This is a genomic window from Bacteroides sp., from assembly GCF_028690125.1.
Lineage (GTDB): Bacteria > Bacteroidota > Bacteroidia > Bacteroidales > Bacteroidaceae > Bacteroides.
On the sequence record NZ_JAQVBV010000023.1, the window covers coordinates 1 to 14,122 of the forward strand.

The window sequence follows — 14,122 nt, forward strand, 5'->3', positions numbered from 1 at the left end:
GTACCTTTGCCAAACAGATAATTCAAGTTCTCAACGGCTATATGTAGCCTCTAATGTAGGAATTGAGTTTTTTGCCCAAATATAAGCGTTGATTAACAATACGTTACTCGCAATAAGGTCGCCTCAGAGTATGACACACCCTATTTTTCTTTTCACATCATCATATTCGTATACTGTTTAGATTCAATAACATACATTTTCACTGAACATACCTATCTTTCTAGTTGTTATTTCTCTAACAAAAACCGAGAAACTCCAAACAATGAACAATTTATGAAAAGAAAGTATGTTATCGTACTAGCTGCTATAATGTTAGCTGGTTGCGAGCAAAAGAAAGAAGTGAAAGAAACGCCATCTCGCCCTGTTAAAACGACAGTGGTTGAGTCAAGGTCAGTTATCAAAAAGAACTTCTCAGGCATCGTAGAAGCAGTGGAGTATGTAAAACTGGCATTCCGTGTCAGCGGACAGATTATTAAACTGCCTGTTATCGAAGGAGAAAAAGTAAAAACGGGGCAACTAATTGCAGCTATTGATCCCCGAGATATCGCATTGCAATATGCTGCTACAAAGTCAGCTTATGAAACAGCTGCCGCACAGGTAGAGCGTAATAAAAGACTTCTTTCGCGTCAGGCTATCTCTGTACAAGAGTATGAAATCAGCCTTTCCAACTACCAAAGAGCTAAATCGGAATATGAATTGTCGGCTAATAATATGCGCGATACTAAACTGACGGCGCCTTTCGATGGTTCTATTGAGAAGAGATTGGTAGAAAACTATCAGCGTATCAATTCCGGTGAAGGAATTGTACAACTAGTCAATACCCGAAACTTACGTATTAAATTCACCATACCGGATGTCTATCTTTATCTGCTTCGTGCCAAGGATCCACGTTTTTTGGTAGAGTTTGATACATTTAAAGGGCATATATTCCAAGCAAAGTTGGAAGAATATCTTGATATTTCCACTGAAGGAACAGGAATTCCCGTGAGTATTACTATTGACGATCCATCGTTCGACCGTGATTTATATGCTGTGAAACCCGGTTTCACGTGTAGCATTCGTTTTACTGCTGATGTAGGTCCATTGGTAGAAAATAGTTGGAGCATCGTTCCGCTGAGCGCAGTTTTTGGCGAAAGCGAAGGCAATAAAATGTATGTATGGGTAGTTGAAGGTGACAAAGTTTACAAACGAGAAGTGACCGTCAATGCTCCAACCGGAGAAGCACAAGCTCTTGTTTCCAAGGGATTAAAACCGGGTGAGAAAATTGTGATTGCGGGAGTATACCAACTGGTGGAAGGAGAAAAAGTTAAAATAATGGAGAAATAAAGATGAAAATAGTACAATGAATTAAATAGTATATCATTGCTATTCATTGTCTTTTATTCACTCTGCACACTACATTTTTCCATTAATTATTGCTCATCATCAATTATCCATTAAGAAAATGAACTTAGCCAAATATTCATTAGATAATACGAAGATCATCTATTTCTTTCTTGCCGTATTGCTTATCGGAGGTATTTTTTCCTTCGGGAAACTTGGAAAGAAAGAAGATGCACCTTTCGTCATCAAATCAGCGGTCATCATGACACGCTATCCGGGAGCCGAACCGGCAGAAGTTGAACGGCTTATCACAGAACCGATCTCTCGCGAGATACAAAGTATGAGTGGAGTGTACAAGATTAAATCTGAATCGATGTACGGTTTATCTAAAATTACATTCGAATTACAACCTTCACTTGCAGCTAATTCTATCCCCCAAAAATGGGATGAATTGCGACGTAAGGTACTTAATATTCAGCCACAGCTTCCTGCAGGTGCATCAAGTCCTACGGTTTCGGACGACTTCGGTGATGTATTCGGCATTTACTACGGACTGACGGCAGATGACGGATTCTCTTACGAAGAAATGCGTAATTGGGCAGAGCGAATTAAAACCCAAGTAGTGACAGCTGACGGAGTAATGAAAGTCGCCTTATTCGGAGTACAAACGGAAGTAGTCAATATCTTTATTTCCACCAATAAACTTGTGGGTATGGGTATTGATCCCAAACAGCTCGCCAACTTATTACAATCGCAAAACCAGATTATCAATACCGGCGAGATACGTGCGGGCGTACAACAATTACGTGTTACTGCTAATGGTATGTATACCACAGTGGACGACATCCGCAATCAGGTCATTACTACCAAAGCGGGACAAGTAAAGCTAGGCGATATCGCTGTTATTGAAAAAGGTTATATGGACCCTCCGTCCAATATTATGCACGTAAACGGAAAACGGGCAATCGGTATCGGTGTATCTACCGACCCGCAACGAGATGTAGTACAAACAGGTGAAAACGTGAAAGTAAAACTGAATGAACTACTACCTCTGATGCCCTTAGGATTGGAACTGCAAAGTCTCTATCTGGAAAACGAAATTGCCAATGAGGCCAACAATGGTTTCATTATCAATCTGATAGAATCAATTCTGATTGTTATAGTCATCATTATGCTTGTCATGGGACTTCGGGCAGGAATTTTGATTGGTTCGTCGCTAATTTTCTCGATCGGAGGTACATTGCTCATCATGTCTTTCTTTGGAGTGGGATTGAATCGTACGTCATTAGCAGGATTCATCATTGCCATGGGAATGTTGGTGGATAACGCCATTGTGGTGACGGACAATGCACAAATTGCTATTGCCCGTGGAGTAAATCGACGGAATGCACTTATCAATGGTGCTACCGGACCCCAATGGGGATTACTCGGAGCTACATTCATCGCTATATGTTCATTTCTACCGCTTTATCTGGCACCTTCTGCCGTAGCAGAAATTGTAAAGCCATTATTTGTGGTACTCGCCATTTCGTTGGGATTGAGTTGGGTGCTTGCCTTGACTCAAACGACTGTTTTTGGAAACTTCATCTTAAAAGCAAAAACGGACGAAACAGGTAAAGACCCGTATGATAAACCTTTCTATCACAAATTTGCATCTATTCTGGGAATACTGATACGTAAAAAAGTGCTTACCCTCAGTGCCATGGTGGTACTTTTCATAGTATCGTTGGTCATTATGGGATTAATGCCGCAAAACTTCTTCCCATCTTTGGATAAACCTTACTTCCGTGCCGATGTTTTTTATCCGGACGGTTACAGTATTAATGATGTAGTGAAAGAAATGAAAAAAGTAGAAGACCATCTGAAGGAGCAACCGGAAGTGAAGACAGTTTCCATCACATTCGGAAGTACGCCACTGCGATATTATCTAGCTTCCACTTCAGTAGGTCCTAAACCGAATTTCGCTAATATTCTTATTGAATTAACAGACAGCAAATATACGAAGGAGTATGAAGAGAATTTTGACGAATACATGAGAAGCAATTACCCAAGTGCTATCACACGTACAAGTCTGTTCAAGTTATCACCTGCTGTAGATGCTGCTATTGAGATCGGCTTTATCGGACCAAATACAGATACACTGGTTGCACTCACCAATCAGGCGTTAGAAATTATGCATCAGAATCCAAATTTGATTAATGTTCGAAATTCGTGGGGAAACAAGATACCGGTTTGGAAGCCTGTATATAGTCCGGAACGGGCACAACCGTTAGGAGTATCCCGACAGGGAATGGCACAAAGTATTCAAATAGGCACTACCGGCATGACTTTGGGAGAATATCGTCAAGGTGACCAAGTACTTCCTATTCTACTGAAAGACAACACTGTAGATTCCTTCCAAATCAATGACTTGCGTACCTTACCTGTGTTCGGAGCAAGAAATGAAACGACCAGCCTGGAGCAGGTAGTATCTAATTTTGATTTCCAATATCGTTTTTCGAATGTAAAAGACTACAACCGACAAATGGTAATGATGGCACAATGTGATCCCCTTCGCGGAATAAATGCTATTACTGCCTTTAATCAGGTATGGTCACAGGTACAGAACGAAATACAAGTTCCGGAAGGTTACACAATGAAGTATTTTGGAGAACAGGAAAGCCAAGTAGAATCTAACGAAGCACTGGCAAAAAATATGCCGCTAACATTTTTCCTGATGTTTGTAACATTGCTGTTCCTATTTAGAACATACCGTAAGCCAATAGTGATTCTGCTAATGTTACCTTTGATTTTCATCGGTATTGTATTAGGCTTAATTGTACTTGGAAAATCATTTGACTTCTTCTCCATACTCGGTCTTCTCGGGTTGATTGGTATGAATATCAAGAACGCTATTGTATTAGTTGAACAGATTGATTTGGAAGCTGCGACCGGAAAACAACCTTTGGATGCTGTCATCAGTGCAACAACCAGCCGTATCATCCCGGTTGCAATGGCTTCAGGAACAACTATTCTGGGAATGTTGCCTCTATTATTCGATGCCATGTTTGGTGGTATGGCAGCTACAATTATGGGTGGATTATTAGTAGCCTCGGCACTAACTCTATTCGTACTTCCGGTAGCTTACTGCGCCATTCAGCGTATCAAAGGATGAGAATCATAAATTGTAAAATGCAAAAATCGTAAATAAAAATATGAAAGTTCAACTTATAACGCTGTTACTACTATCCATAGGTTTCGAAGCTGTGGCTCAAGAGCCATATTTAAGTCGCGAAGCCTATCGGGATAAAGTAGAAGCATACAGCCAAATACTGAAACAGCAAAAGCTTCAAACGATGGCAAGCAGCGAGGCCAGAAAAATAGCTCATACCGGTTTTCTGCCGAAAATCGATATTAGTGCAGATGGAACGCTGAACATGAGTGACCTCAGCGCCTGGAATGAGCCGCTGGGTGAATATCGCAATCATACTTATCAAGGTGTTTTCATTGTTTCGCAACCTCTTTATACCGGTGGTGCACTCAACGCACAGCATAAGATTGCAAAAGCTGACGAAAAACTGGACCAACTCAATCAAGAACTAACTTTAGATCAGATCCATTACCAAAGTGATGCCGTCTACTGGAATGCCTCTGCCTCAAAAGCGATGCTTCAGGCTGCTGACAAATATCAATATATTGTCAAACAGCAATTTGATATTATTCAGGACCGTTTCGACGATGGAATGATAAGTCGTACAGACTTGCTAATGATCTCCACACGGTTGAAAGAAGCGGAATTGCAATATATCAAAGCTCGTCAAAACTATACATTGTCACTACAAAAATTAAATATTCTGATGGGTGAAGAGCCTAATGCAGCGGTAGACAGTTTATACTTTATCGGGATACCATCGGCACCTGTACAAATACTGTCACTGGAGGACGTATTACAACAACGTGCTGATTATGCCAGTACAGAAGTAAATATAATGAAAAGTCAGGCGCAGCGTAAAGCGGCACTCAGTCAGTTCAATCCCCAACTAAATATGTATTTTAGTGGTGGTTGGGCGACAGGAACACCTAATCTTGGTTATGACGTCTCATTCAATCCAATTCTCGGCATTAACCTGAATATTCCTATTTTCCGTTGGGGTGCGCGATTTAAAACGAATCGCCAACAAAAAGCTTATATCAGTATACAGAAGCTACAGCAGAGCTATGTGGAAGATAATATTAGCGAAGAACTCTCCGGTTCTCTGACCAAACTGACGGAAACGGAACAACAAGTGAAAACTGCTATTGAGAACATGAAGTTAGCCAATGAGAATCTGGATATCGTTTCTTTTTCTTACAACGAAGGAAAAGCGAACATGGTGGACGTACTTTCCGCTCAGTTATCGTGGACACAGGCACATACCAACCTGATTAATGCGTATCTGTCAGAGAAGATGGCAATTGCAGAATATAGAAGAGTGACTAGCGAATAAAAAATCTCTCATCATATATAAAGGGCGCAGAGATTCTTTACTTGAATAAAACAAGAAAGACTCCGTGCCCTATACTTTTATTTACACTGAATTAAATCAAGACAAAAAGGAAATCAGTACTCCCGCAGCAACAGCCGAACCAATTACTCCGGAAATATTACTTGCCATACAATACTGCAATACGTGATTCTTAGGATCATATTTCAGAGCAATTTCATTGGCTACACGACTAGCCATCGGAACTGCACTTAGTCCGGTAGCTCCGATCAACGGGTTAATTTTCTTCTTTGAAAACAAGTTTACTGCTTTCACAAACAGAATGCCACCTGTAATGGAAAGAGCAAATGCAAGGAAACCACCCACCACAATACCGATAGTCGTCCAATTGAGGAAAGCTTCTGTTGTCATAGTTGCCCCTACAGACAAGCCCAGGAAGATGGTAGCAGCATTCATTATGCTATTGGAAGCCGCATCAAACAAGCGGAAAGTATTACTTCCAATTTCTTTCACCAGATTACCGAACATTAACATACCGATCAAAGGCACTGAACTCGGCACAAAAAGTGCAACAACAGTGGTTACCACAATTGGGAAGATTATCTTTAATACGCGCAGATTTTTAATCTCAGTAGTAGATGGATATTTTTTTTCCTGTTCTTTCATGTTGATACTCAATTCTTTCTTAGAGCAGAGTAATTTCACTACCAATGGTATAATAACCGGAACAAGTGCCATATAAGAATATGCGGCAATTGCAATAGGACCTAACAAATGAGGAGCCAGTTTGATAGTTGTAAAGATAGCAGTTGGTCCATCCGCACCACCAATAATACCCAATGAAGCTGCCTCTTTCGGAGTGAATCCCATCAAGATAGCTACCAACAACACAGTAAAGATACCAAGCTGTGCAGCAGCACCGAAAATAGAAAGACGCAGGTTACGCAACATGGGTCCGAAATCCGTCAAGGCACCTACACCCATAAAGATTATCGGCGGAAGGAAACCGGTTTTAATCAACATATAGTAGATAAAGTTCATCAATCCCAATTCGTGGGCTATATCATGCAAAGGCATTTCCCAGATGTTCTTCAAGGCTCCGTTCACCATCACCATTCCATTTTCGTCAGCCTGAATCACCCCCATGTCTCCACCGGGAAAGTTGGCAAGCAATACACCGAATGCAATAGGAACCAGTAGCAATGGTTCGTACTGTTTCTTTATGCCCAGATAAAGCAGGACGAACGCAATGGCATACATTATCAGGAACTGCGGTTCAGCAATAATATTGCTGAATGCAGTCATGTCATATAAATTTTCAAATATTTCGTTCATTATCCTATCTTCATTAATACATCATCTTCTGAAACAGTGTCTCCCGGATTGGCACAAATAGCTGTTACCGTACCACTAAATTCTGCACGGATCGCATTATAAGTCTTCATTGCCTCAACATAGCAGATCACATCACCTTCTTTTACAGCATCACCTACTTGTACAGCAGTTTCCTGAGCATTCTTCACAAGGAAGAATTTGCCTTCCAACGGAGAAAGCACATCTTTCCCCTCTCCTACCGGAGCTGGTGTAGTAGCCGGCGTAGCAGGAAGCTCGGCATCTCCATAAGCTACTGTCACACGGTAAGCCTGTCCATCCACCTGTACGGTCAATGTTTTCGGTTTAGCATCCTCCTGCGGAGATTTATCTTTTTCAGCACGGCGTTTTGCTACATCTTCCAAAAAGTCTTCTTTAGCTTTACCACTTCTATAAGCTTCGTATTGAGCCGGGTGCATCGCATATTCAAAGAGTTCTTCGTCGTCCTGTCCTGTTTCCCATTTATTTTCCTTCATCATCTTGCGGAACTTATCAAGTGCGTCAGGGTAATTATCCTGAGGATTCCCTTCAAAGAACTTACGTCCTTCACGTTCTGCTTTACCAATAATTTCAGGAGCCAGTTCACCCGGCAAGCGACCCGCTTTGCCTAAAAGCATATCCCAGATATCGTCTGCAATCATACCCCAGCGTTCTTTACCCTTTTCCATTGCCATAACATTCATCATAGCAAGGTTCTTCACATATTGGCTGAACGGAGTCACCAACGGAGGATAACCGACACGTGGCCATACGTAAGCAACTTCATTGAACAACTTGATAAGAAGTTGGTCTTGAGTCATAAAGGGCAGGTTGTGTTTAGCCTTATATTTATTAATAGATTCGAGATTTGATTCCAGGTCTGCCATCAAACTGCCCATCATTCCACCGGGAAGTCCCGGGCCGATCAACAGTGAGTTCATTAAACGATTCTTCGGGCTGATATATAATCCGAGGAAGTCATCCATAAATTCCTGAATCATGCTGCGCACTTTCATGTATGCCTCCATATTAATTTCCGGTACCTGAAATCCGGCATCTTTCAACATTGCCTGCACACTGAGCAGATCAGCATGACCAGTACCCCAAGAAAGAGGTTCCATACCTACGTCGATGTAATCACAGCCCGCTTCACAAACTTCAAGAATACTTGCCATATTGAAACCGGGTCCGGCATGACTATGATACTGAATGGGAATTTCAGGATGTACAGCTTTAATATTTGCTACAATCTTACCTAATGAAACAGGGCGACCGATACCCGCCATATCTTTGATACATATCTCGTCTGCTCCCAATTTGATAAGTTCCAACGCCATGTCGGTATAGTATTCTACCGTATGAATAGGCGAATGAGTGATACAAAGAGAACATTGAGAAATCATACCGGCTTCCTTGGCATAAGTGATAGAAGGAGCGATGTTTCGAACATCATTCAGTCCGCAGAAAGTACGGGTAATGTCCGTACCTTGTGCTTTCTTTACTTTATAGAATAGTTGGCGGACATCTGCCGGAACAGGGCTCATGCGAAGTCCGTTCAGTGCACGGTCGAGCATATGTGTTTGTATACCGGCTTCATGAAACGGTTTTGTCCATTCGCGCACGGCTTTATTCGGATTTTCTCCAAACAATAAATTTACTTGTTCAAAACCTCCACCATTTGTTTCTACACGGGCAAAACATCCCATTTCAATGATGGCAGGTGCTACCTTTACAAGTTGGTCCACACGAGGTACATATTTTCCGGCAGATTGCCACATATCTCGGAAAACCAAACTAAATTTTACTTCTCTTTTCATGTTTTTCAATGTTATACTTTTTGTTCGTTTATAATTTTTCTACTTTAGTGACTTTCCCTTTACCTTGTGTCACTACATTTACAGCCGCTGTAATAGCCGCTATAATATTTCCCGGAATAGGTGCAGCACCTCTCAGTGCTTCCTTCTTTACAGGAACCACTTCTTCGGGAGCATATTTATTGACTAAGGAAATAAGTAATTTACCTAAATAAATCACAATCAGCAGAATAACAAACACAGTAGCCATTCCGACCACCATCAGCAGGATCGCTGTTTCGATATTTTCCATAAAATAAATTATTAGTTATTTAAGTCGCGATGCTTTAAAAGCGTTCGAAATTACCAATAATTTATTATAAAATAAAATAAGAAAGGAATAAAAATCTATAAATCGTAAGATCATTTTTACCTTAAGATACATAGATTTGCACCAATTCTAATAAGATAAATCATAATCTTATATCATCAATTTGGCAAATCTATGTAATTTGTAGTAAATCTTAAAACTCACTCGTAAAGTGAAATTTAATATGTTTAAAGTCTATTTGAGCCATTTGAAGTACATAGCTGGAATCAGCCAGGAACACATCCCGTCCTTCCCTATCTTTCGCCATATACTGATATTTTCGTTTCTTGAAAGATTCCAGTTCTTCGAGATCGTCGCTTTCTACCCAACAGGCCTTGTAAAGACTTACCGGTTCCCAACGGCAGGAAGCATTATATTCGTTCAACAAACGGTATTGAATTACTTCGAACTGTAACTGCCCTACCGTACCAATAATTTTACGACCATTAAACTGATTGACAAATAGCTGAGCTACACCTTCGTCCATCAACTGATCAACACCTTTCGCCAATTGCTTCTGTTTCATCGGATCGGCATTCTCAATATACTTGAACATCTCCGGTGAGAAACTCGGCAAACCTCGGAAATGAAGCATTTCTCCTTCGGTCAGCGTATCACCAATCTTAAAAGTACCGTTGTCCGGCAAACCGATAATATCTCCTGCATATGCCTCATCGACTGTCGTTTTCCGTTGCGCCATAAACTGTGTAGGTGAAGAAAAGCGCATTGTCTTTCCATGACGAACGTGTAAATAAGGTGCATTACGCACAAATTTACCGGAGCAAATCTTACAAAATGCTACACATGAGCGGTGATTCGGGTCAATGTTTGCAGTGATCTTAAAAATAAATCCGGTGAATTTCGCTTCATCCGGCTCCACTTCACGTTCTTCTGCCTGTATAGGACGTGGACTCGGAGCAATCTCCACAAAACAGTTCAACAATTCTTGCACACCAAAATTATTCAAAGCAGAACCAAAAAATACCGGAGCACAATCTCCTGCCAAATAAGACTCTACATCCAATTCCGGGTAAACACCTTCTATCAGCTCCAAGTCACCGCGCAGCTTATCCGCCAATGTCTTCCCGATTTGATTATCCAATTCTTCCGTATGAATATCGACTTCCACTTTCTCTGTAACCACTTGCTTGGAAGGCTGGTACAGATTCAGTTGTTGCTCATAGATATTATAAACTCCTTTGAAACGGGCTCCCTGTTCAATGGGCCAAGACAAAGGACGTACCTGTATTTGCAGTTCTTCCTCCAACTCATCCAACAAATCGAACGGGTCTTTACCTTCACGGTCCATCTTATTCACAAAGATAATCACCGGTGTATTTCGCATACGACATACTTCCATCAGCTTGCGGGTCTGTGTTTCAACACCCTTCGCTCCATCCACTACAATGATAACACTATCTACAGCGGTCAATGTACGGAAAGTATCTTCGGCAAAATCCTGGTGACCTGGAGTATCGAGAATATTGATCTTATAATCCTGATAGTCGAATTCCATCACGGAAGTCGTCACCGAGATACCACGTTGCTTCTCAATCTCCATCCAGTCGGAAGTAGCCGTTTTCTTGATTTTATTACTCTTTACAGCACCTGCTACCTGAATCTGACCACCGAAAAGCAATAATTTTTCGGTCAATGAAGTTTTACCGGCATCCGGATGTGCAATAATGGCGAATGTCCGCCTTCTCTGTATTTCTGAATTATCTGCCATATTATAATTTCTCGATGCATCGTCCCAGACTCTCCTCCCAATGAGGAATTTCGATGCCGAATATTGTTTTTATTTTTGTTTTATCAAGTACGGAATACGCAGGACGGTTTGCTTTTGCCGGATATTCGGCTGTGTGCAAAGGTCTTACTTTACACGAAGCAACTCCTGCCAGGCGATGAATAGCTACAGTGAAGTCGTACCAGGAACAAACACCTTCATTACTGAAATGATAAACTCCGCGAACTACACCTTTATTAATAATAGTATAAATAGCCCGAGCCAAATCATTTGCATAAGTAGGAGTTCCTATTTGGTCGAAAACGACTCCGAGGTTATCTCGTTCTTTCCCTAAGCGGATCATTGTTTTCACAAAATTATTTCCGAATGTTGAATAAAGCCATGCAGTACGGATAACCACTGCGTTCTCGCAATTATTCATAACCTCCTGTTCACCTTCCAATTTGGTGAAACCATATACCGAATCCGGACAAGGTTCACAATCTTCTGTATAGGGCAAATGAGCAGTACCGTCGAAAACATAGTCTGTAGAAATCTGTATAATAGCAGCACCATTAGATTGAGCGGCACGAGCCAACACTCCGGGAGCAATGCTATTCAGCTTATGAGCCAATTCTTGATTATCTTCCGCCATATCTACTGCTGTATAAGCAGCACAATTTACGATAAGTTCAATACGCTTTTCTGCAATAAATGCCCAAACAGCTTCCTCGTTACAAATATCGAGTTCTTCTACATCTGTGAAATAATAAGTATGTTGTGGATTCTCCTTTGCAAGGACTTGCATTTCGTTGCCAAGCTGTCCATTGGCACCAGTCACTAAAATTCTCATTTATTCTTCTAATTTTAATTCACCTTTCTGTTCCTTTTCATAATAATTCGCCAGCATCGAAAGGAAACTGCTGATGGCTTCTATTGCTTTTGCCGTTCCCTCACTGATCGCCTTCTTTTGCAGACGGAGTAATAATACACCATACAATGCCTCAAAACAAGTTTCCAGTTCTGAATCGTCTTTCTTTCCGTTCTTGTTGCGCAATTCTACGATGAATGGCAACGCTTTAAAATAAGCTGCACCATAAAAAGGAAATTTAGGTGAAGAAGTCAAAGCATTATGAAGTTCCGTCAGATTAATAATGACATTCTTATTTATTTGTAAATGTCCCGTCTCACGCACTCCTTCCCCGTTCATCATCGAAATCAGATTTTCATACCATTCACGCATGGCAGGTCTCTGTTCTTCCGGATAACGAGTAATTACATTTGCCTCCAGTTCTTCTATTGCACAATGATTGGCACGAATCAAATCTTCTTCCTGCCACATATATATAAGGTATTCGGCAATATTCTTTTCTTTCAGTTGTTGCGCTATCTGATTCATAGTTTTTTTATATTAGTAAATAGATTCACCCAATAATGTATAAATCAGCCCCGCTACTGATACCAGCATTACAATACTGCCAATGACACGATTCAATATCCAGATACCTCGCAAATTAAAACGGGTACGTACCTTATTTACAAAAAAAGTAATTCCAAACCACCATACTAAAGCTCCCAGCGCTATAGCAAAATACCCCGTAATCTCTTCGAATACCAATACTCCCGGCTGCACAAAAGCGAAACGGGCAAACAATCCGATAAACAGGAAGATAATCAGCGGATTGGAAAGTGTGACGAAGAAAGCAGTAATGAAATTATGAAAATAGGACCCTTTATTGGACGAAGCCGGACGAATGGACTGTACCGGATTGCTGCGAAAGGTATAAAACCCGAAAAGCAGTAGCATAATGCTACCAAATAATTGCAAATAAAAAAGATTCTTATTGATATAATCGAACACAAAGCTCATACCATAACCCGTTAGCAAAGCATAGGCTATATCACTCAAAGAGGCTCCCAAACCTGTTACGAATCCGTACCAGCGTCCCTTGTTTAGCGTTCTCTGAATACATAGAACCCCCACCGGACCAAGTGGTGCGGACACAACAACGCCAATAACAAAGCCTTTAACTAATATATCGAATATTGTTTCTATCTGAATCATGTCGCAAATATCGCACTTTTTTATGAGACAGGGATAGTATATTAACGTTTTTTCCACACAATACTTAAATAGTCACGCTGTAAATGATAATGGATTTATTCCAGTTTACAATAGCTACATCAAAAAATTATACCTACTTTTACTCGAAAATTTAAATAAAACGATATCATACACATCAGAATCCCAAAGAAAAAATTAACATGATAAAAGAAAAAATTGATTTCTCAGTAGTACCTTTTGAGTATCAAATGTGTCTCAACCCAAAATGTCCTAAAGCTACTACTTGTTTAAGGCAGTTGGCTGAACAGAGCGCACCGGAAGATTTAAAATATTGGTGTATTGTCAGTCCCAGACACCTTGCAACATTAAAAGGTGAATGTCCTTATTATCGTTCCAACACAAAAGTACGTTATGCCAAAGGTTTTATAGAAATTTTAGATAACCTTTCCCGCAAACAGATGCAAGGAATCGTTCCTTACCTAATGGGCGCTTTCGGACGTAGAACTTATTATCGTGTCCGCAAAGGAGAACGTCTGTTATCTCCTTCCGAACAACAGGTAATACTGAATATACTAAAGAAACACGGAGTGAAAGGAACACAAGAATTTGACGCATATATAGATGATTATGACTGGTAAACGGCAAAGAAAATAATACATTAAAGCAAAGAAGTTTGTGCCACCTTATTGGCACAGTTATGCCACCGAACTGACACGATCGTGCCACCGGTATGGCACAGTTGTGCCAATGAGGTGACACAAACCTGGCATTTATAACATCACAGCAAACACTTATATCTGTCAGAATATCTTTATATAGCATTACATAACAGATGAATATCAGTCTATCGACCTAAAATTTATAAAGTATAGAAACAGGCACATCTATATATATAAAAGGTATAGGAATTTATTCCTTCTTTTTTTTCTTACCACCAACGAATTTGATTATCTTTGCAGGCAAGAAAAAGAGAAGAAGTCACACAAGTGACTTTAATCGCAACTCAGTAAATTGTAAAATCGTAAATATACA

Annotated in this window: 11 protein-coding genes; 4 read left to right on the forward strand and 7 right to left on the reverse strand. The window is 40.5% G+C overall.

All coding sequences use genetic code 11. From position 1 onward, the window contains the following. Positions 1-273 precede the first annotated feature (273 nt). From PHO71_RS15050 to PHO71_RS15060, 3 genes are all read left to right on the forward strand, one after another. Entirely contained in the window at positions 274-1,326 is a 1,053-nt protein-coding gene (locus tag PHO71_RS15050) for an efflux RND transporter periplasmic adaptor subunit (protein WP_300204883.1), read from the forward strand. A gap of 118 nt (positions 1,327-1,444) precedes the next feature. After that, entirely contained in the window at positions 1,445-4,477 is a 3,033-nt protein-coding gene (locus tag PHO71_RS15055) for an efflux RND transporter permease subunit (RefSeq protein ID WP_300204885.1), read from the forward strand. Positions 4,478-4,517: 40 nt separating this feature from the next. Beyond that, on the forward strand, positions 4,518-5,789 hold the full coding sequence (locus PHO71_RS15060) for a TolC family protein (RefSeq protein WP_300204887.1): 1,272 nt from the start codon (positions 4,518-4,520) through the stop codon (positions 5,787-5,789). A 96-nt stretch (positions 5,790-5,885) separates the two neighbouring features. Here PHO71_RS15060 and PHO71_RS15065 read toward each other — a convergent pair whose 3' ends face one another. The 7 genes from PHO71_RS15065 to PHO71_RS15095 form a co-directional block, all read right to left on the reverse strand. Then, positions 5,886-7,121 (reverse strand): sodium ion-translocating decarboxylase subunit beta, encoded by a 1,236-nt coding sequence (locus PHO71_RS15065; protein WP_300204888.1) that lies wholly within the window; start codon positions 7,119-7,121, stop codon positions 5,886-5,888. Then, positions 7,121-8,953 (reverse strand): biotin/lipoyl-containing protein, encoded by a 1,833-nt coding sequence (locus PHO71_RS15070; protein WP_300204890.1) that lies wholly within the window; start codon positions 8,951-8,953, stop codon positions 7,121-7,123. The genes PHO71_RS15065 and PHO71_RS15070 overlap by 1 nt, the downstream gene beginning before the upstream one ends. A gap of 28 nt (positions 8,954-8,981) precedes the next feature. Continuing rightward, positions 8,982-9,242, reverse strand: coding sequence for an OadG family protein (locus PHO71_RS15075; protein ID WP_300204891.1), 261 nt, complete (start codon positions 9,240-9,242; stop codon positions 8,982-8,984). A 211-nt stretch (positions 9,243-9,453) separates the two neighbouring features. Further along, positions 9,454-11,028 (reverse strand): peptide chain release factor 3, encoded by a 1,575-nt coding sequence (locus tag PHO71_RS15080; protein WP_300204893.1) that lies wholly within the window; start codon positions 11,026-11,028, stop codon positions 9,454-9,456. 1 nt (position 11,029) lies between these two features. Then, positions 11,030-11,878: a dTDP-4-dehydrorhamnose reductase gene (rfbD, locus tag PHO71_RS15085; protein ID WP_300204895.1), complete on the reverse strand. Its 849-nt coding sequence runs from the start codon at positions 11,876-11,878 to the stop codon at positions 11,030-11,032. After that, entirely contained in the window at positions 11,879-12,424 is a 546-nt protein-coding gene (locus PHO71_RS15090; RefSeq protein WP_300204896.1) for a DUF4924 family protein, read from the reverse strand. Between the two features lie 12 nt (positions 12,425-12,436). Continuing rightward, the gene (locus tag PHO71_RS15095; RefSeq protein ID WP_300204898.1) at positions 12,437-13,090 is read right to left on the reverse strand and encodes a LysE family transporter; all 654 of its coding nucleotides are present in this window, start codon (positions 13,088-13,090) and stop codon (positions 12,437-12,439) included. 203 nt (positions 13,091-13,293) lie between these two features. Here PHO71_RS15095 and PHO71_RS15100 point away from each other — a divergent pair, with 203 nt between their 5' ends. Beyond that, complete coding sequence (locus PHO71_RS15100) at positions 13,294-13,728, forward strand: DUF6078 family protein (protein ID WP_300204983.1); 435 nt, start codon at positions 13,294-13,296, stop codon at positions 13,726-13,728. The last annotated feature ends 394 nt before the right edge of the window (positions 13,729-14,122 follow it).

Bases quoted from the DNA above. Each gene is read 5' to 3' on its own strand.
- PHO71_RS15050 (WP_300204883.1), top strand. From the start codon at position 274: ATGAAAAGAAAGTATGTTATCGTACTAGCTGCTATAATGTTAGCTGGT.
- PHO71_RS15055 (WP_300204885.1), top strand. From the start codon at position 1,445: ATGAACTTAGCCAAATATTCATTAGATAATACGAAGATCATCTATTTC.
- PHO71_RS15060 (WP_300204887.1), top strand. From the start codon at position 4,518: ATGAAAGTTCAACTTATAACGCTGTTACTACTATCCATAGGTTTCGAA.
- PHO71_RS15065 (WP_300204888.1), bottom strand. From the start codon at position 7,121: ATGAACGAAATATTTGAAAATTTATATGACATGACTGCATTCAGCAAT.
- PHO71_RS15070 (WP_300204890.1), bottom strand. From the start codon at position 8,953: ATGAAAAGAGAAGTAAAATTTAGTTTGGTTTTCCGAGATATGTGGCAA.
- PHO71_RS15075 (WP_300204891.1), bottom strand. From the start codon at position 9,242: ATGGAAAATATCGAAACAGCGATCCTGCTGATGGTGGTCGGAATGGCT.
- PHO71_RS15080 (WP_300204893.1), bottom strand. From the start codon at position 11,028: ATGGCAGATAATTCAGAAATACAGAGAAGGCGGACATTCGCCATTATT.
- rfbD (WP_300204895.1), bottom strand. From the start codon at position 11,878: ATGAGAATTTTAGTGACTGGTGCCAATGGACAGCTTGGCAACGAAATG.
- PHO71_RS15090 (WP_300204896.1), bottom strand. From the start codon at position 12,424: ATGAATCAGATAGCGCAACAACTGAAAGAAAAGAATATTGCCGAATAC.
- PHO71_RS15095 (WP_300204898.1), bottom strand. From the start codon at position 13,090: ATGATTCAGATAGAAACAATATTCGATATATTAGTTAAAGGCTTTGTT.